The following is a 25,574-nucleotide window of genomic DNA, read 5'->3' as shown; positions in this document are numbered from 1 at the left end:
CCTGCGCCCGGCCGCGACGGCATAGCCGGGTACCGTCCTGATCCGTGCCCGACGCCGTCACCACCACCGCGCTACCCGATGTCGCCACCCTGCTGGCCGAGGCCGTCGGATCACTCGGCGGCAGCGAACGCCCTGGTCAGGTACGGATGGCCGAGGCGGTGGCGGAGAGCATTCGCGGCGGCGCGCATCTGGCCGTGCAGGCGGGCACCGGCACCGGAAAGTCGCTGGCCTACCTGGTCCCCGCGATCAGGCATGCCATCGAGGCCGACTCGACGGTGGTGATCTCCACCGCGACGATCGCCCTACAGCGACAGCTCGTCGACCGCGACCTGCCCCGACTGGCGAAGGTCCTGACGCCGCTGGTGAACCGCGAGCCGAGCTTCGCCATCCTCAAAGGACGCCGCAACTACCTCTGCCTGCATCGCATCCACTCCGGAGCGCCGGAGGACCCGCAGGACACCGCCTTGTTCGACCCCTTCGAGGTCTCCGCGATGGGCAGGCAGGTCAAGCGCCTGCACGAGTGGTCGTCGGAGACGGAGACCGGCGACCGCGACGAACTGGTGCCCGGCGTCACCGATCAGGCCTGGCGGCAGGTCTCGGTGACGGCCAAGGAATGCCTCGGGATGTCCCGCTGCCCGGTCGGCGTCGACTGCTTCGCCGAGCGCGCCAGGGCACAGGCGGGCCGGGCGGACGTCGTCGTCACCAACCACGCGCTGCTCGCGATCGACGCCATGGGCGACGCACCGGTGCTGCCAGAGCATGACGTGGTGATCGTCGACGAGGCGCACGACCTGGTGGACCGAGTCACCTCGGCAGCCACCGCCGAGATCACCTCGGCCTCGGTGGTCGCCGCCGCGCGACGCTGCGGCAGGCAGGTCGACCAGCAGGTGGTGGATCGGCTCATCGAGGCGGGCGAGGGCCTCTCGATGGTGTTCGAGGACTCGCAGCACGGCAGGCTGGAGGCGCTGCCGCCCGCGCTGGGGGCCGCGCTGGCGACGGTGCGGGACGGGGCACACGCGTGCATCACCGCGCTGGGCACCGAACGGCGCGAGGACGTGGACGGCGCCACCGAGCGCAGGCTCGCACTGGCCCTGCTCGACGACGTCCACGACACCGCCGAACGTCTTCTGGAGGCCTTCGACGGTGCGGAGGCCGAGCGGCACGACGTCGTCTGGCTGGCCGGGGGGCCACGTGATCCACACGACGCGACGCCCACCACCGTCCGGGTGGCGCCGCTGGGCGTCGGCGGCCTGCTGCGGGAACGACTCTTCGGGCCGCGCACGGTGGTGCTGACCTCCGCGACCCTCGCACTGGGCGGTTCCTTCGACACCCTGGCCCGCCAGTGGGGCCTGCCGCCCACCGGACCGCAGGCCGCGCGGGCCGCCGGGACGGCGACGTCGACCCCGCCGCCGTCCGACGCCGCCGACACGCCCTGGCAGGGCATGGACGTCGGTTCGCCGTTCCAGCACTCCAAGAGCGGCATCCTCTACATCGCCCGTCACCTGCCTCCGCCGGGACGGACCGGCCTCCACGAGGACTACCTGACCGAACTCGCGGAGCTGGTCGAGGCCGCAGGCGGCCGAACCCTCGGGCTGTTCTCCTCCATGCGGGCCGCCAAACAGGCCACCGAGGCGCTGCGGGACCGACTCGACGTCCCGCTGCTGTGCCAGGGTGAGGACAGCACCTCGCTGCTCGTGTCGAAGTTCGCCGAGGACGCGAGCACCTGTCTGTTCGGCACGCTCTCGCTCTGGCAGGGCGTCGACGTGCCCGGCTCGGCCCTGCAACTGGTCGTGATGGACCGGATTCCCTTCCCCCGCCCGGACGATCCGCTGGCCTCGGCGCGACAGCGCGCGGTCGCGGCGAGCGGCGGCAACGGCTTCATCACCGTCGCGGGCACCCACGCGGCCCTGCTGCTCGCCCAGGGCGCGGGCAGGCTGCTGCGCTCGGCTAACGATCGCGGCGTGATCGCGATCCTGGACCCTCGGCTGATGACGGCCCGCTACGGCAGCTTCCTGCGGGCGTCGCTGCCGCCGTTCTGGACGACCACCGACCCCGAGGTCGTCCGCGCCGCCCTGCGTCGCATCGACGACTGACCCAGGACGACGAACGACTCGGCGGCGGGGAGGCCCACCCGGACCCCCGGCCGCCGTGATCGCTGCCCGGCTCAGTAGTCGAGCGGGACCCGGCGCAGCACGCCCTCGGCGGCGTCAGCCTCCTCGACCTCGGCCCTGGTGACGCCCAGGACGAACAGCACCGCGTCCAGGAACGGCGCGGACAGCGCCGTGTCGGCCACCGCCCGCAGGGCGGGCTTGGCGTTGAACGCGATGCCGAGCCCGGCGGCGGAGAGCATGTCGATGTCGTTGGCCCCGTCGCCGACCGCGACGCACTGTGCGAGCGGAATGCCGAAGGTGTCCGCGAACCGGCGCAGCGCGGTCTCCTTGCCCGCCCGGTCGACCACCTCGCCCAGCACCCGGCCGGTGAGCCGACCGTCGACGATCTCCAGCTCGTTGGCGGCATGGAAGTCGAGTCCGAGATCGTCGACGAGATACTGCACCACCTGCGAGAAGCCGCCGGAGACCACGCCGCAGCGGAAGCCGAGCCGCTTGAGGGTGCGCACGGTGGTGCGCGCGCCGGGCGTCAGCTCCAGCAGCTCCGCCACCTCGGCGAGCACGGTGGCGGGCAGGCCTTCGAGCGCGGCGACGCGACGATGCAACGACTCGGTGAAGTCGACCTCGCCGCGCATCGCCGCCTCGGTGACCGCACGCACCTCGGCCTCCCGGCCCGCCTTGGCCGCGAGCATCTCGATGACCTCACCCTGGATCAGGGTCGAGTCGACGTCGAAGACCACCAGCCGCTTGGCCCGCCGCGCCAGCCCCGCGCGCTCCACCGCGATGTCGACCCCGGCCTTGGTCGCCACCCGGGTCATCGCCGAGACCAGCCGGGCGTCGGACTGCGCATCGCCGCCGTCCGCCGCGACGAGCAGTTCCAGACCGGTGACGGGGTAGTCGGCGACGCGCCGGATCGAGTCGATGTTCACGCCCTCGGCGGCCAGTCCCCTCGCGACCATGGTGAAGGCTCGGGCGCTCAGCGGACTGCCCAGCACGACCAGCGCGTGGGTGGGGACATGGCGGGCATGCTCCGCCTGTGCGCCGCCGATCACCACCTCGACCTGCATTCCCACGCTGGCCATCGCCTGTTCGACGGACTCCTGTAGGCCCTCCGGATCGTGCTGGGTGTCCACCAGCACTCCCAGCACCAGCCTGCCTCGGATGACGACCTGGTCGACGTCCAGGACGTCGACGCCGTGCCGGGTCAACGCGGCGAAGAGCACCGAGGTGACCCCCGGCTTGTCCAGGCCGGTCACGGTCATCAGCACTGAGGTCGATCCTGTCGCTGTCACTGTCGTTCCCGCTCCTCCTGGCCGACGTCAGAACCGGCCGCTGAAATCGATCGAGCCCCGTGCCCGGCGGGAAGGCCGGAACACGGGGCTCGACGAAGAGACTGCTCGACGCGGTACGCGAGAGCCGACGGGACTACTTGTCCCGAGGGTCGTCGGTCTTCTGGTCTTCCGGCTCCAGAGCATGGGTGAGCCGTTCAGAAGGCGCGGGCGAGCCGTCGATCTCCCCAGGGGGGCCGTGCTTGCCGCCGGTATGCGCCTCGATGCGCATCCGCTCCACCATATGTGGATAGTGCAGCTCGAAGGCAGGGCGTTCGGACCGAATCCTCGGCAGTTCGGTGAAGTTGTGCCGAGGCGGCGGGCAGCTCGTCGCCCATTCCAGCGAGTTGCCGTAACCCCACGGGTCGTCGACGGTGACGATCTCGCCGTAGCGGTAGCTCTTGAACACGTTCCACAGGAACGGCAGCGTCGAGGCGCCCAGGACGAACGCGGCCACCGTCGAGATGATGTTCAGCGTGGTGAAGCCGTCTTCCGGCAGGTAGTCGCCGTACCGGCGGACCATGCCCTCGTTGCCCAGCCAGTGCTGCACCAGGAAGGTGCCGTGGAAGCCGAGGAAGGTCAGCCAGAAGTGCAGCTTGCCCAGCGGCTCGTCCATCATCCGGCCCACCATCTTCGGGAACCAGAAGTAGATGCCCGCGAAGACGGCGAACACGATCGTGCCGTAGAGGACGTAGTGGAAGTGCGCCACCACGAAGTACGTGTCCGAGACGTGGAAGTCGATCGGCGGGGAGGCCAGCAGCACGCCGGACAGACCGCCGAAGAGGAAGGTCACCAGGAAGCCGACGCTGAACAGCATCGGAGTCTCGAAGGTGAGCTGGCCTCGCCACATCGTGCCGATCCAGTTGAAGAACTTGACTCCGGTCGGCACGGCGATCAGGAACGTGGTGAAGGCGAAGAAGGGCAGCAGCACCGCGCCGGTGGCGTACATGTGGTGTGCCCACACCGTCACCGACAGGGCCGCGATCGCCAGCGTCGCGAAGACCAGGCCCTTGTAACCGAACAGCGGCTTGCGGCTGAACACCGGGAAGATCTCGGAGACGATGCCGAAGAACGGCAGCGCCACGATGTAGACCTCTGGATGGCCGAAGAACCAGAAGAGGTGCTGCCAGAGGATCACGCCGCCGTTGGCCGGGTCGAAGACGTGGGCGCCCAGATGCCGATCGGCCATCAGCCCCAACAGAGCTGCGGTCAGGATCGGGAACGCCATCAGCACCAGGAGACTGGTGACCAGGATGTTCCACGTGAAGATCGGCATCCGGAACATCGTCATGCCGGGCGCACGCAGACAGACCACCGTGGTGATCATGTTGACCGCGCCGAGGATGGTGCCCAGACCACTCACCAGCAGCCCGGCGATCCACAGGTCGGCACCGAGGCCGGGCGAGTGGATGGCACTGGACAGCGGCGTGTAGGCGAACCAGCCGAAGTCGGCGGCGCCACCGGGGGTCAGGAACCCGCCGATCACGATCAATCCGCCGAACAGGTACAGCCAGTAGGAGAAGGCGTTGAGTCGAGGGAACGCCACGTCCGGCGAACCGATCTGCAGCGGCAGGATGAAGTTCGCGAAGCCGAAGAGGATCGGCGTGGCGAACAGCAGCAGCATGATCGTGCCGTGCATGGTGAAAAGCTGGTTGTACTGCTCCAACGAGAGGAACTGCATACCGGGAACCGCAAGCTCGGTACGCATCAACATCGCCATCGCGCCGCCGACCATGAAGAAGCCGAACGAGGTGACGAGGTAGTAGATGCCGATCTGCTTGTGGTCGGTGGTACGCAACGACCTCAGCAGGAAGGAGCCCTTCGGCGCCTTGCGCGCCGGATACGGGCGTGTCGCAATCGGCTGGGGAGCGACGGCCGTCACGGTGCCTCCTGCACTGGCCTGGTAGACCTGTCTTCACCTGCGTCAGCGGACCGGATGGACCGCACACGCTCGTGTCGGATCGTAAACCGCTGCCTCACGGCCGGCGCACTCGGGCCGTAGCCGGCCTAGTCATCGGCGTCCGTTCCCGCCCGGATCACCCGCCGCCGTCCCCTCTCGCCTGCCCGCCGCGTGGTGTCGATCACCGGTCCGACGAGCCGTGCAGGACAACCGGGCCCGGCTACGGCGGCGGATCGACGTCGGGGCCTCGCGCCCCCGGGGCGGGCGGCTTCGCCGGAACGGCCGCGGCGAGCCTCGGTCGAAGAACCGTCATCGCGTTGCGCGCCGGACTCGGCCCCGCCTTGCCTGTATCGTTCCCGCCCGGCGGAATCCAGGTACGGGCTCGCGTTAAACATCGGCCGAATGCCGGGGCAATACCGACGAACGGGTGATTTAGCTCCTTCGGCGCGGACTCTCGACACGTCGTTCAAGATCGGTATGCTGATCAATCGTTTTCATCGTGAATCGAGGTGTTCGATGACTTCCTTACCTGGTGGCCTGCCGAAAGTCGTGGACGTGGAGAAGCCCAGCGCGGCGCGGGTCTACGACTACTACCTCGGCGGCAACTGCAATTTCGCGGCCGACCGCGAGCTGGCCAAGAAGGTGGCCACCGCGCTGCCCGGTGTCAACGAGGTGGCCAGAATCAACCGGGCCTTCCTGGGCCGAGTGGTGCGATACTGCGTCAAAGCGGGCATCCGACAGTTCCTGGACATCGGCTCCGGGGTGCCGACGGTCGGCAACGTGCACGAGGTCGCGCAGCAGGTGGAGCCGCGCAGCAGGGTCGTCTACGTCGACAACGAGCCGGTCGCGGTCGCACACAGCGAGATGATCCTGGAGGACGTCGACCTCGCCGAGGTCGTGCACGCCGATCTCCGAGATCCCGCGAGCATCCTCGAGTCCCCCCACACCAGAGCGTTGATCGACTTCGATCAGCCGGTGGCGGTGTTGATGGTGGCGCTGCTGCACTTCATTCCCGACTCGGATCGGCCGCTGGACGTCATCGCGGCGTATCGGGATCGGATGGCGCCCGGCAGCATGCTCGCGATCTCGCACGTCACAGACGAGTCGCTCACCGAGGGAATGCACCGCCTGGTGGAATACTACGCGAGCAGCACGAATCCGGTCACGATGCGAAAGCATGATCAGGTGAAATCGCTGTTCTCGGGCTTGGAACTCGTGGCGCCGGGCCTCGTCTGGGCACCCGAGTGGCAGCCGGAAGACCCGACGTCCGTCGGCCCGCACCCGGAGAACTCCGGTATACACGCTGGTGTCGGATTGAAGACCTGACGAGCAGAACAGCACCGCCTCGCCTGTCGCCCGACGAGTCGGCATCAACCGCATGTTCACGGTGGAGAAGCAACCAGGTGGATTCCCCACAGGCTCTTGATTTCGTCCGGCGTTGGGCCTCCGCCATGACGCGGACGACCTATGTCCCGCTGGAACGCGCGGACATCGAGCGGCAGCTCCACACGTTCTTGAACCGGCTCGTCGGGGCGCTGGCAGCGGAGCCCTTCAGCACGGTCGTCGCGACCGACATGGGTCGTCTGCTGGTGGAGGGACACTTCACCGGCCCGGACAGTCTCGGCAGCACCACCGCGCTACTCGGCCCGCAGCTGTTGGACGAGCCTCGGCTGCGCGGGGTCGATCGACTGCCGCACAAGGTGGTGGCACTCCTCGGCGAACTCGCCGCCGGGTACTCCGTCGCCCTGCGCGATCAGGTGCTCGACCGGCAGGAGCAGCTCAACCGTGCCCTGCTCAGCGCGAAGAACAAGGCAGAGCGGGACCTGCGGGCCAGCGAGACCAGGCTGCGGGAGATCTTCGCAGGCTCCGCGCTGGGCATCGTCATCAGCGACGTGCACAACGAGATCGAAGAGGTCAACGAGGCCTTCGCAACCATGCTGGGTTCTCCGCAGGAGGCGCTGACCGAGCTGAACCTGCTGGACCTGATCCATCCGGAGGAGATCGACACCGTGCGCGAGTACTACGCACGGCTGCTCGCGGGCGAGGTCACTCGGATTCAGGAGTACGCCAGGTTCACCGATCCCTCTGGCGAGCCGGTGTGGGGCCGGATCTCGGCCACGCTTCTGTTCGACTTCCAGGGCGGCCCGCGCGGCCTGGTCACCATGGTCGAGGACGTGACCGATCAGAACCTGCTCCAGGAGGAGTTCAGTCGCCAGACCCTGCACGACGTGCTGACCGCGCTGCCCAACCGGCAGTACCTGGTGAGCCATCTGGAGCGGGTCCTGGCGCGCGCGAAACCGGACGCGCTGATCACTCTGTGCCATGTCGGACTCGACGGACTGACCGTGATCAACCACGGCCTCGGCCACACCGCGGGCGACTTCCTGCTGCGGGAGGTGGGCAGCCGCCTGACCTCGGCGGTCCGCGGGGAACGCGCGATGGTGGCACGACTGGGCGGCGACGAGTTCGCGATCCTGATCGAGAACACCGACGAGACGCCGGACGCGGGCGCGCTGAGCGCGGCGATCTCCTCGGAGCTGACCGAGCCCGCCTACTACCGCGAGAACGGCCTGGCCGTGTCGGCCTGCATCGGCATCGTCCAGCGGATCGCCAGACAGATCGTGACCACCGAACTGCTGCGCGACGCGGACATCACGCTGCATCGCACGAAGTCCGTCGGCAACGGGCAGTGGAGCCTGTTCGACTCCCGGCAGGACGAGGTGCATCGCGAGCACTACCGACTCGCGGCCTCGATGCCGGGCGCGTTGGAGATGGGCGAGGTCCGCGTCGAGTACCAGCCGATGGCGCGGGTGGCCGACGGTGAGGTGGTCGGCGTCGAGGCGCTGGTCACCTGGGACCATCCCGAGGTCGGCACGCTGGACCACGCGCAGTGCCTCAGCCTCGCCAACGAGACGGGACTGATCGGACAGCTCGGCGGCTGGCTGCTCGACGAGGCATGCAGGCAGGGACTCCGCTGGCAGCGGGAGTTCGATGACGCGCCGCCGCTGGTGATCAACCTCACCACCGACCAGGCCTGCGATCCCGATCTGCTGCGCCGGGTGCGGCGGCTGCTCGACGAGACGCAGTACGAACCGGCGAAGCTCTGGCTCGGCTTCCCGGCGGGCGCCGTCTCCCGGAGTGATCGCGAGGGCGGGGAGAACGCCGCGCTGCTGCGCGAACTGGGCATCGTGATCCTGATCAGCGACTTCGGCACAAGCTATCTCGACCTGCACTGTCTCAGGCTGCTTCCCGACGCGCCGGTGCGGATCTCCAATCGCCTGCTGGCCGAGCTGACCGCCGACCCGTGCGAGGACTCCGTGACCAGCGAGGCCGTCACCGCAGTGGTCAAGCTGGTGCATCGCGCGGGCCGCACGGCCATGGTCGGCGAGATCCGCACCGCAGAGCAGGCCGAATGGATCATCGAGCTGAAGGCCGACGTCGCCCAGGGTCCATACCTGGTGGCCTGCACCGATGCTGAGACGCTCACGCAGGCGCTGCGCGACCAACGGCGCGGCTGAGTTCGCAGGACGCGGCGGCAGCGACGGAAAGGCCGCGATCGAGGCCGAGGACCCCGCTGCACCGGGCAGGCGCGCCGACGCCTGTCCGATCCCCCGACCCCGACACCGCTCCCTGCGGACGACGGACGAGCGCTCGGAGGCTGCCTCTCGGCGTTCGAGCAGCGTTGCGGTGGAGTACTCCCCTGGCTCGCCGGTGTCGACGCGGACGGCCGACCACGGTTCAGGCAGCCGAGTCGACGAGGTGCCTGCCGAACCACCGCACGCACGACAACGGCCCCCAGGACGATGTCCTGGGGGCCGCGTCTGCTGGTAGCGGGGACAGGATTCGAACCTGCGACCTCTGGGTTATGAGCCCAGCGAGCTACCGAGCTGCTCCACCCCGCGCCGTGTCAGATCCGGTTCCATTTTCTCGAACCGCTTCTCTCTGACAGGGAGAAAGTTAGCACGCCGGGAGAACCCCGAAATCAGGGGGGTCCCTTAAGCCGATCTCCGGGAGGATCGGCGCGCTCCTCAGCCCGCTGATCAGCCGTTATTCCACTCCGCGCCGAAGACGGCGCGTCGAGCGGCGGCCGGGCCGTCACTCTCGCACTCGGCGACGCGGAGGCCGCGGAGGCGTCGACGGCCGCTCGGCCCGCCGACTGAACGGAACGGGCCTGCTCGTACGGTGCCGTCATCGAACTAGTCGAGGGGGACACCGCCGTGACCGACGCCCTGACCGATCGACTGACGACCGGAGTGGGCGTGATCACGCTCGCCCTCGGCGCGGCCCTCACCGTCGCGCCCGAGCGGACCGCCGCGATCCTGCGGCTGGGCGGCAGCCGGACGGCGGCCCGGTCCATCGGCGTGGCAGACCTGGCGATCGGCTGGGGGTTGCTGCGATCCCGCCGCCGCGCCCCCTGGATGGCCGCCAGAGCGGCGCTCAACCTCGTGCTTGCCACCCGGTACCGCGCGGAGGCGAACCGGCAGGACGGCCTCGCAGGAGCGCAGGCCGGGGCGGTCGGCATGAGCGCGCTGACCGTCTTCGACGGCACGCTGGCCCTCCGGCTGGCGCGCGCGTCCGTCGACCGTTCCGCCTCGTCTGAGCGCCCCTCTCGGCCGCGCTGAGGCAGGACGGGCGCAGCCGGGTCGGGCCACACCGGCCTCGGAGGCCCGGCCGGGCACCGGACGACACCGCCCCCGCCGCGCCCGAGGCCTGCCAGACGGGCAGACCGGGCACGACGGGGGCAGTGGTTCGGCTCTGGCGCGGTGGAGCCACCGCGACGAACTCACATGTTGATCATGTGACCGGCCAGGCCGTGGACGGCCTCCTTGACCGCCTCGCCGAGGGTCGGGTGCGCGTGCACGTTGCGGGAGATCTCATGCACGGTGAGGTCCCACTGCTGAGCCAGGGTCAGCTCCGGCAGCAGCTCGGTGGCCTCCGGGCCGATGATGTGAGCGCCCAGCAGCTCGCCGTGGGTCGCGTCGCTGAGGATCTTGACGAAGCCCGCGGTCTCGCCGAGGCCGTGCGACTTGCCGTTGGCGGTGAAGGGGAACTTCGCCACCTGGACGTCGAAGCCCTTCTCCCTGGCCTGCGCCTCGGTCCAGCCGAAGCTGGCGATCTGCGGCTGGCAGTAGGTGGCCCTCGGGATCATCACGAAGTCGAGTTCCATCGTCTCGGCGCCGCCGATGGTCTCCGCCGCGATGACGCCCATCGACTCGGCGGCGTGCGCCAGCATCAGCTTGGCGGTGACGTCGCCGATCGCGAAGATGTGCGGCACGTTGGTCCGGCCCCGGCCGTCGATGTCGATGGCCCCGCGCTCGGTCAGCGCCACACCGGTGTTCTCCAGGCCGTAGCCGCCTGTCCTCGGCTGGAAGCCGATGGCCTGCATGACCTTGTCGGCCTCCAGGGTGCGCTGCTCCCCGTTGGTGGAGACGACGACCTTGACCGAGTCGCCGGAGTCGTCGATCGACTCCACTCGGGTGGAGGTCAGCACCTCGATGCCCAGCCGCTTGTAGCGCTTGCCCAGCTCGGTGGAGACCTCGACGTCCTCCAACGGAACCACGCGATCGAGGAACTCCACGATCGTGACCTTGACGCCGTAGTTGTGCAGCACATACGCGAACTCGACGCCGATGGCGCCCGCGCCCGCGATGATGATGCTCGCCGGCAGGGTGTCGCTGAGGATCTGCTCCTCGTAGGTCACGACCCGCTCGCTCAGCGAGGTGCCGGGCAGCAGCCGGGTGGTGGCGCCCGCCGCGATGATGCAGTTGTCGAAGGTGACCGTCTCGGTGCCGCCGTCGGTCAGACTCACCTCGAGGGTGTTCGCGTCGGTGAAGCTGCCCCGACCCTTGAACTGGGTGATCGAGTTCTTCTTCATCAGGAAGTGGACGCCCTTGACGCGCCCGTCCGCGACCTTGCGGCTCCGCGTGTAGGCGGCGCCGTAGTCGAAGTCGACCTCACCGGTCGTGGTGATGCCGAACGTCTTGGCCTCGTGCTTGAAGATGTGCGCGAGCTCGGCGTTGCGCAGCAGGGCCTTCGACGGGATGCAGCCGACGTTGAGGCAGACCCCGCCCCAGTAGCGCTCCTCGATGATCGCCGTCTTGAGTCCCAGCTGAGCAGCCCGGATCGCGGCGACGTAACCGCCTGGCCCCGCGCCCAGGACCACAACGTCAAAGTGCGTGCTCATGCCTACGACCCTCTCCTGTCCACCGATTCGCCGGCTGCCCTGGCACCCTCGTCGACTCTCGTCGACGCTCGGCTCAGCCGGAAACGACGTGGTCGCGACGGTCTCGGACTTCTCCTCGCACCTCGCGCCCTCCGTCTTCTTACCCCTACCGCCGAGGCGGCCGAGGTGAACTCCTCGACCGTCGTCCCGGTGCGTCCACCCTATGAAGCCTCCGCCGGGCACGCCGGGCCGGGTGGACTCAAGGGACACCGCCGCCCGGCACGCGCCCCGGCGAGCGCCTGTTCACGCGAGCGCCTGACTGCACAACGCACGACAGACCCGCCGTCATCCCGCCGCCGCGCACCGTGCGGCGGCGGCGACCATGGGTGACGGGCGGCGACTGCGCGCGGGCACCGCCGCCGAGTCCGGCCAGGTGTCGGGGGCGAAGGACACGGCAGACCTGCGCGGTGCGCGGGTGCGATCTGTCGGTCGGTCGGCGCACGATCGGGGCCGGACGGCTCCTCGATCAGCTGCGAGGCCCGCCGGCCGGTCGCCGATCCCGCCGGACCGCACGATGGTTGCACGGTCGACCATCCACCCGAATGGACGTAGGAACCCGAGATCTCCGATTCGATACTGAGCCGATGAGGAGACCGATGACACACCTGCGGTCGAGATTTCCGACGATGATGCTCTCCGCCGCCGTGGTGACCTCCGCCGCCCTCGGATCGACGGCCCTCGGCCCGGAGGCACTAGCCGCTCCGACGACGCCGGACCCACGAACGGAGGTGCTCGCGCCCGACGACTCGCCTGCCTCGGAACAGGTCGCCACAGGCCGGGCCGCCGACCCGGTCCGAACAACCGGCCGGGGACCCCACCTCGACCCCGTGCTGGTCGACGGGGTGACGGCGCCGGTGTACTCCTACGCGGACGCGATCCGCGAGACCGTGTGGGTAGACCTCGGCATGGACCTCGATCGCGACGGCAGGAACGACCGGGTGGCCGCCGACGTGATCCGCCCCGCCGAGCCTGCGGCCCTCGGCGAGCAGATCCCGTCGATCGTGAACGTCAGCCCGTACTTCACCTGCTGCGGTCGAGGCAACGAGGCCCAGTTCAAGACCTACGACTCCGACGGCGTTCCCATCGGCTTCCCGCTCTACTACGACAACTACTTCGTGCCGCGCGGCTACGCCGTCGTCCTGGTCGACGACACCGGCAGCAACCGCTCCTCCGGCTGTCCGGACACCGGCGGAGAAGCCTCGATCTCCGCGGGCGCGGCCGTCGTCGACTGGCTGAACGGCCGGGCGGCAGGCTTCGAGGCTCCCTTCGGCGGCGCCGAGGTGACCGCGTCCTGGTCCGGCGGCGCGGTCGGCATGATCGGCAAGTCCGCCGACGGGGCGGCGGCCAACGGCGCGGCCACGACCGGAGTCGACGGACTGCGCACCGTCGTGCCGATCGGCGGGGTCAGCTCGTACTACCCGATCTGGAACTCCCACGGCACCTGGTCCGGGTACCCGCAGTCCAGCGGGCCGCCCGATCGGCTCAACCCGCGCGCCCAGGTGTTGTGCGCACCGCTGACCGAGGAACTGGAGGAGTTGGGCGGCACCGACGGCGACTGGAACGACTTCTGGATCGAGCGGGACTACACGCTGGCCGCCGATCAAGTGCGGGCGAGCGTGTTCGCGGTGCACGGCTTCCACGACGTCAACGTGGCGCCCAGCCAGTTCGGCCGCTGGTGGGACGCCCTCGCCGAGGCAGGCGTCGAGCGGAAGGCCTGGCTCAATCAGGCCGGGCACGTCGACGGGTTCGACCTCGACCGCGCCGAGTTCGTGGCCACCCTGCACCGCTGGTTCGACCACCATCTCTTCGACGTGGACAACGGCATCGACACCGAGCCGATGATCCGCATCGAGCACGCCCCGGACGAGTGGGCCGACGAGGCGGACTGGCCGCCCGCGAGCACGCGGCTGCACACGCTGTGGCCCGCGCTCGGCGACGGGACCGGCGCGGACTCGCTGGTGACGACCGGTCCCGAGCCTGCGGCGATCCGGACCTTCGTGGACGACCCCGAGCGGAGCAGGCACGATCGGGCGCTCGACCCGGAGGAGCAGGCGGGCGACCGGCTGGTGTTCCTCGGCGAGCCGCTGGCCGAGGAGACCCGGGTGTCCGGAACGGCGTCGGTGACCGTGCGGGTGCGCTCCTCCACGCCGCTGGCCAGGGTGAGCGCCGCGCTGGTCGACTACGGCCCGGCGACGATCCGGGATCACGCGGGGCCTGGGCAGGGCATCCGCACCCTGGAGACCAGGTCGTGCTGGGGAGAGGGCACCGAGGCCGACAGCGCCTGCTATCTCGACACCGAGACCACGACGACGCGGGTCGATCACCAGATCATCGCGTCGGCCGCCGCCGACGTCGGTCGCTTCGAGAGTCCTCGCTACCGGGTGCCGCTGCGTCCGGACCGGTCCTACTCGCGGACCTTCGAACTGTCCACCACCGACCACGTGATCCCCGCCGGACATCGGCTGGCACTGATCATCGCGGGCACCGACGCCGCCGACACGATCCTGCCCGGCGAACGGCCGGAGATGACGCTGGAGCTGGCGGGCACCTCGGTGTCGATCCCGGTCGTCCAGGACTGGGCAACCGGGGGCGGCGGCACCGAGGGCAGCCGAATCGAGGAACGAGACACCGGGCGGTGAACCCGGTCAGACAGCGCGCGCAGAGCCGAGTCGGCGCGCACCGACCGGTCGACGCCCCGATACAGGGCTGAAACCCTGCGTCGAGCGTGACGTCGGCGCCCCGAATGCACCGACGTCACGCTCGACGTGCCGCCTGGGTCCGTCCGCCGGACCCGTTCGCAGGTGATCGACGATCAGCCGACCGCCAGGGCGGTGATACGGGTGGACTGTGCTGAGGAGAAGTTGTCGTCGCTGACCAGCAGCAACGTCCGCTCTCCCCCGGGCAGGATGGGGCCCCAGGTGATGCCCTCGATGTTGTCCAGCGTCGCGCCCACCTCGCCGAGGTCGACGAGCAGGCGCTTCGACGCGGGCCGGAAGTCGCCGTCCGCGAGCGAGTGTCGATTCAGGACGTCGGTGGCCCAGGCCGTGGAGAACTCGTAGACGCGGACGCTGGTCCCCGCGTCGCTGACGTAGGCGCGTTCCACCGCCAGGAACCGGGTGGGGTCGACGGCGTCGTACGCGAGGAGTGAGGAGAGGCCGTTGCTTCCCCTGGCTCCCGGCCCCGGCTCGGTGAACACCGGGTCGAGCGGATAGGCGTACTGGGCCCGCGCGGGCCCGCTCCGGTCGTGCACGGTGATCCGGGTGACGGCGCCCTGGTCGGGCGTGGGAGGCGGGCCGTCCTGCTCCAGCGGAGACTCCAGGGCCGAGACGAGCAGGCCGCCGCCCGCCGCGAAGGTCAGGCCTTCGAAGGTGTCGTTCACCCGAGGACCCGACTCGCCGAAGGTCATCTTCTCCTGCGGGGCCGTCGGCACGTCCCGGAGGTAATCGCCGTCGGCGGTGGACAGCCGGATCGCCGGGTCCATCAGCACTGTCGCCGGGTCCTGGGGGGTCTGCCCCGGCAGCACGTTGCGCTGTCCCTCGGAGGTCCAGGCGACGTCACCGGTCCACGGGTCGATGCGCAGTTCCTCCGGATCGACCGTGCCCAGGGCGTTGCGCTCGGCCACCGGGTGCTCGTGCTGCTCGACGCGCCATTCGTCGATCGTCGGGTAGAACCGACCATCAGGGCGACGGAAGGACGTGACGTCGATCAGCTCGACGCCGTGCAGGCCGTCGGCGTCCAGCTCGATCTCGGCGGTGTAGTAGCGAGCCGGGCTGTGGTCCGACCAGTCGTCACTCAGCAAGGCGTACTGCCCGGTGCGACGGTCGTGGTCGATCGAGGAGAGTCCGCCGACGACGGTGTCCTGGAAGATCAGCCGATGGGCGATCGTCTGTTCGCCGAGCAGTCGGACCGTCGGCTCCTGTGCGACGGCGGCGGACTGCGGCACGAGCAGAGTCGTCGCCACGATCGCCGCGAGGATCGAGGCCGACATACGAGAGGACATGGCGAGCATAGGACTCGATCGAAGTTGATCTCGTCCAGCTCAGCCGCCGATCTTGACCCGTTCGAGCTAAGCCAATCGCCCGATCGAAGCTACTCGACCCCCTGCGCGCGGCGGGCGAGGAAGTCGCCGACGAGCCGCGTGCCCGGTGCGACGCGGGCACCGCCGCCGGGGACCGGATCGACGTCGTCGGCCTTGATCTCGGCTCCGCATTCCGAGCAGCGGACGGTGGGAATGAAGGCGTGTCCGCAGTCGTGGTGTCGGAAGGTGATCGGCGGTTCGGTCAGCCCCGCCCATCGATCGCCCCAGGCGGTGAGCGCCAGCAGGATCGGCACGAGGTCGCGCCCCGCCTCGGTGAGGCTGTAGCCGTGACGCACCGGTCGCTCCTGGTAGGGCGTGCGCTCGACCACTCCGGCGTCGACCAGCGCGGTCAGTCGCATGGTGAGCAGGTTGCGGGAGATCCCGAGGTCGCCGACCAGCTCGTCGAAGCGGCGCGCGCCCAGGAAGAGATCCCGCAGGATCAGCGGCGACCACCAGTCGCCGACGAGGTCCAGCGACCGGGCGAGAGAACAGTGCATCTCGGCGAAGCTTGTCTGACGCATCCTCGACATCCTAGTCAGTTGTTCTATTGAACTTTATCTGTCTACGGTGGGCTCGCACGGTGAACAGACTGGAGGTGTCCTGGTGTACCACCGCTTCGTGGCACGTCGCGTACGTCGGATCTTCGCCATGATCAGCGCCGGTGACTGGCAGCCGATGGTCGACGGGATGGCGCCGAGCTTCACCTACCGATTCCACGGCGAGCACGCCCTCTCCGGCAGCCGCCACACCACTGGGGCGCTGCGCGCCTGGTGGGAGCGATGCTTCCGGCTGATGCCGGACCCGACGTTCCGGGTCGAGGAGGTGCTCGTGACGGGTCCGCCCTGGTCGACCCGTGTCGCGACGGTGCTCACCGTCACGGCCGACCTCGCCGACGGCTCGCGCTATGAGAACGTCGTCCATCAGTTCGTCCGGATGCGCTGGGGCCGGATCACCGAGGTCCGCACGCTGGAGGACACCCTCGTCCTGCAACGGGCGCTCGATCGGCTGGCCGCCTCGGGATTCGCGGAGGCGCACGCCGCACCGATCACCGACTGACGATCCGAACAGCCGCCTGCGGCACCGACAGGCAGCCGGATCGGAAGCCGCACGGCATCGACCAGAGACTCTCGCCGCCCCGACGGCGATACGCCCGATCCCTGCCCCCGACTCGGCTTCCGATCCGGACCTCCCCCGCCCCCTACCCTCGGACGGCGTGCCCGCCCGGCGCTCCCACCGCCGGATCGGTCACCACCATCCGCTCCGGCTCGTCGTCGGCGGCCTCCATCGCCAGCACGACGAGCACGGCGTCCAACAGGACGATCACCTGGTCACCGACCCGACGGCCCCGCTCCTCCACGGCCAGGCCGATCAGGGCCAGCGTGCCCGCCCGCTGACGCTGCCGCCGCTGCTCACGGTCCTCCCCGCCCAGCGGGCCCTCACGCTCGTCGAGCGCCCGCCAGGCCGCGACGGCTCGATCCGCCGAGGCGCGGGGCAGCCGGACCTCGATCCTGGGCAGCGTGGTCCCGACCAGGCCCGCCCCGAGCTCCGCGAGAGCCAGCGAGTCCCGGCGATACCGCCTGCGCCGTGGCGTGTCGTCCTCCACTGTCGTCTCCCTTCTCGTGCGACGAGCCCGGTGCGGGCCCGAGTCGTCGTCAGTCGTCAGTCGTCAGCGAGCGCGTGCATGGGCGAGCTCTTGGCCGCCTTGGCCGCCGGGATCAGCGCCGAGAGCAGTGCCATCCCCAACATCGCCACCAGCACAAGCCCGAGCTGGTCGAACGGAATGCTCGGCTCGGCACCCAACTGCGGGTCCGCAAGCGTGATCAACATCGCGTAGCCGGTGCCCAGGAGGATGCCGAGGACGGTGGCGTAGCCGCCGAGGATCGCGGCCTCCCAGCTGAGCATCGCCCGCAGGCCGCCGCCACGAAGGCCGAGCGCCCGGAGGAGTCCGTGCTCCTGAGTCCGTTCCACCACCGACAGCGACAGCGTGGTGGCGACCCCGACCATGGCGACCAGGACCGTGATGCCCACCAGCCCGAGGGCGACCAGGCGCAGGGTGTCGATGATCTCCTGGAACATCTCCCTCTCGTCGCCTGGGAAGGACAAGTGGATCATCGGGTCCACCGGTACCAGGCCCTCGACGGCGGCGCGGAAGTCCGCCTGCTCGACGCCGGGTGCCGGATTCGCCAACAGCACCACCGGCGATGCGTCCGGATCGATCCTGGCGATGTCGTCCGGGTGCACCACGACGACGCCCATCGTGCCGGTGTTCTCGTAGAGCGCGGCCACCTCGACGGTGACGTCCCCGCCGTCGGTGGTGATGGTCATGCTGTCACCGACGGTGAGTCCCAGATCAGCCGCCGTCTCGGTGTACAGCCCGACCTGACCCGCGCCCCAGCCGTCGAAGCTGCCCTCGGCGGGAGCACGCACCACATCCGGCAGGCTCGTGAGGTCCAGGCCTCGGACCGTCAGGTCCGTCGCCGTCGTACCTCCGACGGTGAGGTCGCTCAGCGTCTGGGTGACCTCGACGAGCTCCCCCACCGCCGGATCGTTCCGCAGCGACTCGACCACCTCTGACGTGATCGCCGACGGCTCCTCATAGTCGGTGTAGCTGGAGATCGTCACGTCGGCGGGGCGAGCAGCCGCGAGGCTGTTCTCCGCGCCCGTCTGCATATTGGACAGCGAGACCAGGACTGCCGTGACCAACGTGACGCCCAGGGCGAAGACCGCGGCCGTGGTGGCGGAGCGGCGCGGGACCCGCAGCGTATTGCGGACCGCCAGCCGGCCCGAGATGCCGCCGATTTTGGTCAGCGGCTTCTCCAGCAGACCGACCACGCCACGCAACACGGCGGGGCCGAAGGCGAGGAAGCCCACGAACAGGGCGCAGCCAGAGGCTGCCGCTGCGAGGATGCCGAGCTGGGCGGCATCCGGCATCACGATCGGCACCGCCGCGAACCCGGCCGCCCCGAGGACCGCGAGTACGGCGAACACCATGCGGAGCCTGCCGATGCCCGTTCCGCTGTCGCTGAGCGCGGCGACGTTCATCGCCGCGACCGGAGGAATGCGGGAACCCCGGATCGCGGGCACGGCGGCGGCGGTGACCGCGACCGCGACGGCCAGCACCAGGCACCACACCAGGCCGATCGGCGAGACCACGAGGGAGATCTGATTGCCGGTGAGAGCCCCGGCGATCGCCAGACCCCCGTAGCCGAGTCCGACCGCCGCCGCGACACCGGCCGCGCCTGCGACCAGGCCCGACAACGCGGCCTCCACCAGCAGGGCGCGCAGGATGTGGCCGGGCTGGGCGCCGACGCAACGCAGCAGCGCGGTGCGCCGACGGTTACGGACCAGCAGGATGCGGAACGTCGAGGCGACGATGATCGCTGCGGCGAACAACGCGATGAACAGGAACACCGACAGCAGCATGAACACCTGGTCGGCGCCCGCGTCGGCGTTGGCCAGGTCACTGGCGCGGCGCTCGGCGCCGCTCTGAACGCTCGCGGCGTCCCCGAGAACCTCGCTCATGGCCGCCACTGCGGTGGCCGGGTCGGTGCTTGCGACGAGGATCTCGTCCCAGAACTGGGAACCGAGCCATTCCCGGACGGAATCCGGGTCACCGATCGCGACGAGGTCAAAGGCGTTGGCGGACTCGGCAATGCCGCTGACGGTGAGCGTCAGCTCCTGAGTGGACTGGTTCCCATCGAGCGTCTCCAGGGTGAAGATCAGGGGGACGGTGTCACCCACCCCGGCCGACATCGTCTCGGCACTGGCCGAGGAGAGAACGACCTCACCGGGTCCGGCAGGCGCCTGCCCGTCGACGATCTCGGTGTCGGCGAGCGGACCGTCGAAGATGCCGCTGGTCGCGATGATCATCTGCCTGTTGGGAGCGGTGGCGAACCCGGTTATCGCAGGCACGGTCTCGGTCACCTCGGGCAGGGCCTGGACCTGGTCGAAGTGTTCGCTCGTCAGTCCGTCCGCGTATTGGAAGTCCGGGCTGGCGATGGCGTCGACGTTCTCGGACACCGAGGTGAATCCCGAGGTGAACTCGGTGCGCAGCGTGTCGGTGAATAACACGGTCCCGGCGGTGAACAACGTCGCGACGCCGATCGCGACGCCGGTCAACAGGATGCGCGACGGCCGATGCCGGATCTGGGCGATGGATGCCTTGATCAGTCCCATTCGTCTCACCGGCTCACGTCGTCGAGAGCGGCGAGGACCTGCTGGCGGCTGGGCTCGCGGAGTTCGCCCGCGATCCGGCCGTCGGCCAGCAGCACCACCCGGTCGGCCTCGGCGGCGGCGGCCGGGTCGTGCGTGACCATCACCACGGTCTGACCGAACTCCTTGGTGGAGCGGCGGAGGAAGGCGAGCACCTCACGACCGGTGGAGGTGTCGAGGTTGCCCGTCGGCTCGTCGGCGAAGACGACGTCGGGACGGTTGGCCAGCGCGCGGGCGATGGCGACCCGCTGCTGCTGGCCGCCGGACAGCTCCGACGGGTGGTGACGCAGTCGATCCTGGATGCCGAGGACCTTGATCACCGTGTCGACCCACTCCCGGTCGGGCTTGCGGCCCGCGATGCTCAGCGGCAGCAGGATGTTGTCCTGGGCCGACAGCTCGTTGAGCAGGTTGAACTTCTGGAACACGAAGCCGATGCGGTCGCGGCGCAGGTCGGTGAGCTGGCGCTCGGACAACGCGGTGATGTCGGTGCCCCCCAGGACGATCGTGCCCGAGGTGGGCCGGTCCAGACCCGCCATGCAGTGCATGAGAGTCGACTTGCCCGAACCGGACGGGCCCATCACGGCGGTGAACTCGCCCTGGTTGATGCCCGTGCTCACCGCGCGCAGTGCATGGACCTGGTTGTCCTGGGTGCCATAGACCTTGCTGACGGCATGGGTCGTCACGATGGTCGCGGTGGCGGTCGTCGTCGTCGACATGTCGGTATGCCTGTGTCCTCTCTTGGTTCGGGGCAGTTCGTGGGTGTTCGTCAGTGCCGGAATGTCAGTCGTCCTGGTTGTTCGCGAAGCAGTCGATGCTGCCGTCTTCGCCCGCGGTCTGCTCGTCGATCACCTCGTCGTCGACGAGGATGCGGCAGACCGTGCCGGGCTCGGCGTCGGAGACCCGGAGATCGTTGAAGCCGAATCCGACGGACTCCGCCATGGACCAGGGCAGGTCCTGCTCGGTGAGCGTCGGATCCTCGCCACCGGCGAAGCCGTGGCCGATCATCGCCGTGCCGGAGCCCTGAACCTCCATCTGGACGTCGTAGGTCGCGCCGACCAGCCCGCAGCCCGCGAGCAGCAGCCCGGTCGAAGCGAGCGCGGCTCCCCACGCGGCTGTGGTGAGGCGGCTCCGCACGTGGTCCTCCTTGATCAGAAGTGCTCTGTCTCGGAAAGCAGCATGCGGGGCGCGGCCCGGTGCGTAGATCGGCCGATCGGCCGGGATGTGCGCGTCGGGTCAGCCGAAAGTCCTAGCCGATCGGCGGGGGCTCATCGCCGTGGCGACAGGACCCGGCGGCCGGACCGAGCGGACGACACGGCACGGCGGCGCACTCGAGGCGCAGGTCAGCATGGGTGCTTGTCTACGGGAGCCGCCCAGGAAGCCCTGACGCGTGGGGTCGCATCGCCACCCCGCGCATCGCGGTCCTCGACCGCCACTGTTCCTGCCGCCGCCGCACCGCGCAACATCCTCGGCTGATCGGCGGCCGCTCCGGGCGAAGGCGCTCGATCACCCCGGAGCCCGCCGCTCGGTTCGAGGCTCGGGCGCAGGCTTCCGCGATCAGTCCGTGCTCTGCGCGTTGGCCCCACACCAGAGTTCCTCGTCCCCGGCGGCGGCCACGGCGCGGTCGACTTCGACGCCGTTGACGGAGATCGTGCACTCCATGCCCTCGGCGGGATCGGTCACCCGCAGATCGCTCTGGCCGAATCCGATGTTCGCGGCCTTCCGCCACGACGCGGCCGGTTGGTACTCGTACACCCACTCGGTCCCGGCGAAGTGGTAGTAGATCGCCGACGGCTGGTCGGGCCCGTCGACGTGCATCTCGATGGTGAAGACCTGCCCGGAGAGCCCGCAGCCGCTCAGCAGCCCGACGAGCGGGGCCCCGAGCAGCAGCGCGGCGAGCATCGGCACGAGGCGGCGCCTGCCACGGCGATCGGCGGGCGACGGGCGAGCGGACATGACGCTCCCGGAGGTGTTCGGGGACGGCGGTCGTCGACGATGCTCGCAGCAGGCCCGTGCCGCGCGCACGCCGGCCCGGCGCGGTCTGCCCTCCCCTGCGGGCGCGGGCCGTTCTTCGTCGCGGCGATGCCGACGGAGCGACGCGCGCCGCCTCGGCCGAAGGTCTGATTCGCCGGGCCTGCCTGAGCATTAGGGTCGGCGCCCATGAGGCTCCCGCGCCCGCAGGACAGGTGGTTGCGCCGTCGCACGATCGCGATATCGGTGTTCGCAGCCATGATGTACGCGATCGAGGTGTCCCTGCTGGCGCCGGACGTCTCCAGCGTGGCGCTGGCCGCGATGCCGGTGGTGCTGCTCGGCCTGATCGTCTTCGCGGCCCGGTCTGGGAGGCACCCGCAGGCGGCTCTCGTCGGCGCGGGCCTGTCGCTGGCGGCCACTGCGGTGATCCACTCGACGATCCTGCAACGCACCTTCGGCACCGTGGAACTGCTGTTGCTGCTGGTGCTCGTCGTCGGCGCCGCCCGGCACGGCTCCCGACGGTCGGCGATGGCGGTCGCCTTGGCGGCCTCGGTCGCCTCGGCCGTGCTGCTGCTGCGCTCGGTGGCCTTGTGGTGGAACACGGCCGAGCTGGGACTGCTGCTGATCCTGGTGACAGTGGCCGCGATGTTCCTCGGCCTGCACCTGCGGGAGGAGGATCTGCGCCGGACGGCCACCGCCGAGCAGGTCCGCCGCGCCGAACGACTCGACCTCGCGGGTGACCTGCACGATCACGTCGCGCATTACGTGACCGCGATGGTGGTGCAGGCACAGGCGGGCCACGAGATCGTCGAAGGCGACCCGGCGACCGGCAGGCAGCTCTTCGCCAACATCGAATCCATCGGACAGGAGGGGCTGACCGCGATGAGTCGCATGGTGGGGCTGCTGCGCGAGGGCGCGGCGGCCGAGGAGACCCGCACCGTGCCGCAGGGCCTGACCGCCGTGCACGAACTCGCCGCCCGGAACTCCGCCACCGGCCCGCAGACGAGCGTGGAGGTGCGGCCCGGCGTCGATCCGGGAAACTGGTCCGCCGAGCTGAGCCGGTCGGTGCAGCGACTGGTGCAGGAGGGCCTGACCAACGTCCGCAAGCACGCCCACCACGCCACCTCGGTGCGGGTGGTGGTCGACGCCGAGGGTGACGACGTCGTCGTCCGGGTGCGCGACGACGGGACGAAGTCCGGCCGCGTCCGCTTTCGTTCCAGCGGCTTCGGGCTGATCGGGCTCCAGGAACGGGTCTCGATGCTCGGCGGGACGCTGTCCAGCGCGGCCCAGCCGGAGGGCGGCTGGGAACTGCGCGCGACCCTGCCTCGCACGGCCAAGGCGGTCCGATGAGCATTCGCGTGGTGATCGCCGACGATCAGGCCATGATCAGGACCGGCTTCCGACTCATCATGGAGGCGCAGGAGGACATCACTGTGGTCGGGGAGGCTGCCGACGGGGTGGAGGCGCTCACCCTCGTACGCGAGCTGCGGCCCGACGTCTGCCTGATGGACGTGCGCATGCCCGGCCTCGACGGCATCGACGCGACCCGGCGCATCGCCGCGGAACCGGGCACGCGAGACACGAAGGTCGTCGTGGTCACGACCTTCGACCTCGACGAATACGTCTACGGGGCGCTGCGGGCGGGCGCGGTGGGGTTCGTGCTGAAGAAGTCCGGGCCTCGGGTGCTGGTGGACGCGGTGCGCGCGGCGGTGGACGGCGCGGCGCTGCTGTCGCCGACGGTGACGGTGCGACTGCTGGACGCCTTCGCGCGGCCCGGCCCGGACCGGACGCCCGAGTTGATCGAGCCGCTGACCCCACGGGAGCGGGAGGTGGTGCTGCTGGTCGCACGGGGCGCGACGAACACCGAGATCGCTGAGGGACTGTTCATCTCGATGGGGACCGTGAAGAGCCATCTGACGCGCATCCAGCAGAAGCTGTCCGCCCGCAACCGGGTGGAGATCGCGGCGTGGGCCTGGGAGCACGGGCTGGTGGCGTGAGCGGGCGTCAGCCCGCGAACCGAAGACACAGTGCGGGCGCCAGCCCCCGGAACCGAACACACAGTGCGGGCGCCAGCCCCCGGAACCGAACACACAGCGCGGGCGCCAGCCCCCGGAACCGAACACACAGCGCGGGCGCCAGCCCCCGGAACCGAACACACAGCGCGGGCGCCAGCCCCCGGAACCGAACACACAGCGCGGGCGCCAGCCCCCGGAACCGAACACACAGCGCGGGCGCCAGCCCCCGGAACCGAACACACAGCGCGGGCGCCAGCCCCCGAACCGACCAACAGCGGCGCAGGACGCCGAGAGCGAAGACGCGCTCTTCGTGGCCCGGCGACGAGCGGTGCGCCTCGCGGTCTGCCGCGCCGACCTCGCGCGGTGCCTGCCCGCCTCCTCAGCTGACGACCTGGGCGAGGACGGTGCGGAACAGCTCGCGGTCCACTGTCGCGGCGTCCTCGGCGAGCCAGCCGCCGATCTCCTCCAGGAACCACTCCGGGTTCATCGGCGCGGCGGTGTCGTCCAGCGGTTCGTCGGTGGTGATCCGGCCGGTTCGGCTGGGGTAGAGCAGCAACGCCCCCCGCACCTCGACGTCGGGGAGCATCGTGCGGTACGCCGCCACCGCCTCGGGTAACCGGATCGAGCCGCCCCGGAAGACGTGGCCGTTACGCCAGAGCGTGCCGTCCTCGTCGGCGACGTAGTGGCCGGGCAGCCACTTCTTCGACTCGATGAGCACCAGCCTTCGTCCACAGAGGACTGCGTGATCGACGTCGGCGAACACCGATCCCGGCCAGGCCAGCCCGTGGAAGATCCGCGCGCCGGGCAGCCGGGTCAGGTATCGGTCGAGCAGGTCCGCGGTCAGCTGCCTGCCGATGTCCTCCCGCTCGTCGCCGGTCTTGCCGAACACGCGCTCGGTGCCGAACTCCGAGACGAAGTCCTCGTCGAGGCGGTTGGCGGCGACCTGCCTGCGGACGGCGCGGATCGTCATGGTCACGGCGCCGGACACCAGCAGCAGCCAGGCCACCAGGGTCACCGGAGCGCCGAGCAGCATCGGAGCGACCGTCACCAGGACGAGCACACAGGACAGCGGCAGCAGCAGCGGTGCATGGCCGAGTCCGGTGGACGGCAGGTACCGCACGGCCCGACGGACGTCGAGCGTGTCCCACCAGGGGATGCCGCGCGGATCGATTCTCGGCGACGGCGGCACGTAGTCGGGGTCCTCGCCGAGGTCCCACTTCCGGGTGCTCCGGTTGCGCCCCAGCCACGGCGTTCGCCGCAGCGGAGCCGCGTGCTCGGTGGCGACGTGCGGCCGGGAGGCCGGCAGGCGGCGCAGGGTGGACGACCGGTCATACTCGGCTCGCAGCACCGGGTCGTACAGCGTCTCGTAGGCCTCGGTGAGCAGCCGGAAGGCGCCGGAGGTGCCGCCCGCGTCGGGGTGCATGGTCTTGGCCAGCTGCCGATAGGCCGTCTTGATGTCCGCAGCCGACGCGCTGCGGCGCACGCCGAGCAGCTCGTAGTGGTCGACCATGTACCCGACTCCGATCGCCGTCGATACCCGCACGAATCCGCCCCGCGCGCCCGCCGACTCCACCGAGGATGCCGCCGACGAGACGCCGGGGGCCGTCGTGTCACGACGATGATCACATCACCGCCGTTCGGGTGACGAGCGCGGTCAGCCGAGCCTGCTGGGGACTCGGGATCAGCCCAGGCCAGGTCGGGTCGGCCGCCTCGACTGCCCCGAGCGAGCGCTAAGCGACGGT

General features: G+C 70.0%; 19 protein-coding genes and 1 tRNA gene. 8 read left to right on the top strand and 12 right to left on the bottom strand.

Going from position 1 to position 25,574, the window contains the following annotated elements:
- Positions 1 to 44 precede the first annotated feature (44 nt).
- Positions 45 to 2,093: an ATP-dependent DNA helicase gene (locus UA75_RS06205; RefSeq protein WP_075739440.1), complete on the top strand. Its 2,049-nt coding sequence runs from the start codon at positions 45 to 47 to the stop codon at positions 2,091 to 2,093.
- A 71-nt stretch (positions 2,094 to 2,164) separates the two neighbouring features.
- Here the strand turns inward: UA75_RS06205 and serB are convergent, their stop codons facing one another.
- Together serB and ctaD are read right to left on the bottom strand one after the other, a co-directional pair.
- A complete protein-coding gene (gene serB / locus UA75_RS06200; protein WP_198044269.1) occupies positions 2,165 to 3,370 on the bottom strand; it encodes a phosphoserine phosphatase SerB in 1,206 nt (401 codons plus the stop codon).
- 163 nt (positions 3,371 to 3,533) lie between these two features.
- Positions 3,534 to 5,318, bottom strand: a complete 1,785-nt coding sequence (ctaD, locus tag UA75_RS06195; protein ID WP_075739438.1) for a cytochrome c oxidase subunit I — start codon at positions 5,316 to 5,318, stop codon at positions 3,534 to 3,536.
- Between the two features lie 534 nt (positions 5,319 to 5,852).
- Here ctaD and UA75_RS06190 point away from each other — a divergent pair.
- Both UA75_RS06190 and UA75_RS06185 read left to right on the top strand, forming a co-directional pair.
- The gene (locus UA75_RS06190) at positions 5,853 to 6,662 is read left to right on the top strand and encodes an SAM-dependent methyltransferase (protein ID WP_075743469.1); all 810 of its coding nucleotides are present in this window, start codon (positions 5,853 to 5,855) and stop codon (positions 6,660 to 6,662) included.
- Between the two features lie 77 nt (positions 6,663 to 6,739).
- Positions 6,740 to 8,854, top strand: a complete 2,115-nt coding sequence (locus UA75_RS06185) for a putative bifunctional diguanylate cyclase/phosphodiesterase (RefSeq protein WP_157434022.1) — start codon at positions 6,740 to 6,742, stop codon at positions 8,852 to 8,854.
- A gap of 307 nt (positions 8,855 to 9,161) precedes the next feature.
- Here the strand turns inward: UA75_RS06185 and UA75_RS06180 are convergent.
- Positions 9,162 to 9,238 (bottom strand) — tRNA-Met (locus tag UA75_RS06180).
- 315 nt (positions 9,239 to 9,553) lie between these two features.
- Between UA75_RS06180 and UA75_RS06175 the strand changes: the two genes are divergently transcribed.
- Positions 9,554 to 9,958 (top strand): hypothetical protein, encoded by a 405-nt coding sequence (locus UA75_RS06175; RefSeq protein WP_075739436.1) that lies wholly within the window; start codon positions 9,554 to 9,556, stop codon positions 9,956 to 9,958.
- A gap of 161 nt (positions 9,959 to 10,119) precedes the next feature.
- On the opposite strand, the gene lpdA is transcribed toward UA75_RS06175, so the two are convergent.
- A complete protein-coding gene (gene lpdA, locus UA75_RS06170) occupies positions 10,120 to 11,520 on the bottom strand; it encodes a dihydrolipoyl dehydrogenase (protein ID WP_075739435.1) in 1,401 nt (466 codons plus the stop codon).
- Between the two features lie 635 nt (positions 11,521 to 12,155).
- On the opposite strand from lpdA, the gene UA75_RS06165 reads away from it, so the two are divergent.
- Entirely contained in the window at positions 12,156 to 14,198 is a 2,043-nt protein-coding gene (locus UA75_RS06165; RefSeq protein WP_198044230.1) for a CocE/NonD family hydrolase, read from the top strand.
- Positions 14,199 to 14,371: 173 nt separating this feature from the next.
- Here UA75_RS06165 and UA75_RS06160 read toward each other — a convergent pair whose 3' ends face one another.
- Complete coding sequence (locus UA75_RS06160) at positions 14,372 to 15,559, bottom strand: esterase-like activity of phytase family protein (RefSeq protein WP_075743468.1); 1,188 nt, start codon at positions 15,557 to 15,559, stop codon at positions 14,372 to 14,374.
- A gap of 89 nt (positions 15,560 to 15,648) precedes the next feature.
- Positions 15,649 to 16,158 (bottom strand): winged helix-turn-helix transcriptional regulator, encoded by a 510-nt coding sequence (locus tag UA75_RS06155; protein ID WP_075739433.1) that lies wholly within the window; start codon positions 16,156 to 16,158, stop codon positions 15,649 to 15,651.
- Positions 16,159 to 16,240: 82 nt separating this feature from the next.
- Between UA75_RS06155 and UA75_RS06150 the strand changes: the two genes are divergently transcribed.
- Positions 16,241 to 16,693, top strand: coding sequence for a nuclear transport factor 2 family protein (locus UA75_RS06150; RefSeq protein ID WP_075743467.1), 453 nt, complete (start codon positions 16,241 to 16,243; stop codon positions 16,691 to 16,693).
- Between the two features lie 142 nt (positions 16,694 to 16,835).
- On the opposite strand, the gene UA75_RS33725 is transcribed toward UA75_RS06150, so the two are convergent.
- From UA75_RS33725 to UA75_RS06125, 5 genes are all read right to left on the bottom strand, one after another.
- Complete coding sequence (locus tag UA75_RS33725; protein ID WP_075739432.1) at positions 16,836 to 17,240, bottom strand: hypothetical protein; 405 nt, start codon at positions 17,238 to 17,240, stop codon at positions 16,836 to 16,838.
- A gap of 56 nt (positions 17,241 to 17,296) precedes the next feature.
- On the bottom strand, positions 17,297 to 19,813 hold the full coding sequence (locus UA75_RS06140; RefSeq protein WP_075739431.1) for an ABC transporter permease: 2,517 nt from the start codon (positions 19,811 to 19,813) through the stop codon (positions 17,297 to 17,299).
- A 5-nt stretch (positions 19,814 to 19,818) separates the two neighbouring features.
- Positions 19,819 to 20,565, bottom strand: a complete 747-nt coding sequence (locus tag UA75_RS06135) for an ABC transporter ATP-binding protein (protein WP_075739430.1) — start codon at positions 20,563 to 20,565, stop codon at positions 19,819 to 19,821.
- Between the two features lie 64 nt (positions 20,566 to 20,629).
- Positions 20,630 to 20,983 (bottom strand): hypothetical protein, encoded by a 354-nt coding sequence (locus UA75_RS06130; protein ID WP_075739429.1) that lies wholly within the window; start codon positions 20,981 to 20,983, stop codon positions 20,630 to 20,632.
- Positions 20,984 to 21,403: 420 nt separating this feature from the next.
- Positions 21,404 to 21,802, bottom strand: coding sequence for a hypothetical protein (locus UA75_RS06125; RefSeq protein WP_075739428.1), 399 nt, complete (start codon positions 21,800 to 21,802; stop codon positions 21,404 to 21,406).
- 204 nt (positions 21,803 to 22,006) lie between these two features.
- Here UA75_RS06125 and UA75_RS06120 point away from each other — a divergent pair, with 204 nt between their 5' ends.
- Together UA75_RS06120 and UA75_RS06115 are read left to right on the top strand one after the other, a co-directional pair.
- Entirely contained in the window at positions 22,007 to 23,167 is a 1,161-nt protein-coding gene (locus tag UA75_RS06120; RefSeq protein WP_157434020.1) for a sensor histidine kinase, read from the top strand.
- Positions 23,164 to 23,814, top strand: coding sequence for a response regulator (locus tag UA75_RS06115; protein WP_075739426.1), 651 nt, complete (start codon positions 23,164 to 23,166; stop codon positions 23,812 to 23,814). Before UA75_RS06120 ends, UA75_RS06115 begins: the two co-directional genes overlap by 4 nt.
- A gap of 397 nt (positions 23,815 to 24,211) precedes the next feature.
- Here the strand turns inward: UA75_RS06115 and UA75_RS06110 are convergent, their stop codons facing one another.
- Positions 24,212 to 25,375, bottom strand: a complete 1,164-nt coding sequence (locus UA75_RS06110; RefSeq protein WP_318533289.1) for a J domain-containing protein — start codon at positions 25,373 to 25,375, stop codon at positions 24,212 to 24,214.
- Positions 25,376 to 25,574: the final 199 nt, after the last annotated feature.

Source organism: Actinoalloteichus sp. GBA129-24 (assembly GCF_001941645.1).
Taxonomy (GTDB): Bacteria; Actinomycetota; Actinomycetes; order Mycobacteriales; family Pseudonocardiaceae; genus Actinoalloteichus_A; species Actinoalloteichus_A fjordicus.
Note: the sequence above shows the minus strand (reverse complement) of the source record. Positions and strands in the feature narration are given on the sequence as shown.

What these genes read in the sequence shown, in the direction of transcription:
- serB (WP_198044269.1), bottom strand. Translation starts at nt 3,370, where the DNA reads ATGACCGTGACCGGCCTGGACAAGCCGGGGGTCACCTCGGTGCTCTTC.
- UA75_RS06190 (WP_075743469.1), top strand. Translation starts at nt 5,853, where the DNA reads ATGACTTCCTTACCTGGTGGCCTGCCGAAAGTCGTGGACGTGGAGAAG.
- lpdA (WP_075739435.1), bottom strand. Translation starts at nt 11,520, where the DNA reads ATGAGCACGCACTTTGACGTTGTGGTCCTGGGCGCGGGGCCAGGCGGT.
- UA75_RS06165 (WP_198044230.1), top strand. Translation starts at nt 12,156, where the DNA reads ATGACACACCTGCGGTCGAGATTTCCGACGATGATGCTCTCCGCCGCC.
- UA75_RS06160 (WP_075743468.1), bottom strand. Translation starts at nt 15,559, where the DNA reads ATGTCCTCTCGTATGTCGGCCTCGATCCTCGCGGCGATCGTGGCGACG.
- UA75_RS06155 (WP_075739433.1), bottom strand. Translation starts at nt 16,158, where the DNA reads ATGCGTCAGACAAGCTTCGCCGAGATGCACTGTTCTCTCGCCCGGTCG.
- UA75_RS06140 (WP_075739431.1), bottom strand. Translation starts at nt 19,813, where the DNA reads ATGGGACTGATCAAGGCATCCATCGCCCAGATCCGGCATCGGCCGTCG.
- UA75_RS06135 (WP_075739430.1), bottom strand. Translation starts at nt 20,565, where the DNA reads ATGTCGACGACGACGACCGCCACCGCGACCATCGTGACGACCCATGCC.
- UA75_RS06125 (WP_075739428.1), bottom strand. Translation starts at nt 21,802, where the DNA reads ATGTCCGCTCGCCCGTCGCCCGCCGATCGCCGTGGCAGGCGCCGCCTC.
- UA75_RS06120 (WP_157434020.1), top strand. Translation starts at nt 22,007, where the DNA reads ATGAGGCTCCCGCGCCCGCAGGACAGGTGGTTGCGCCGTCGCACGATC.
- UA75_RS06115 (WP_075739426.1), top strand. Translation starts at nt 23,164, where the DNA reads ATGAGCATTCGCGTGGTGATCGCCGACGATCAGGCCATGATCAGGACC.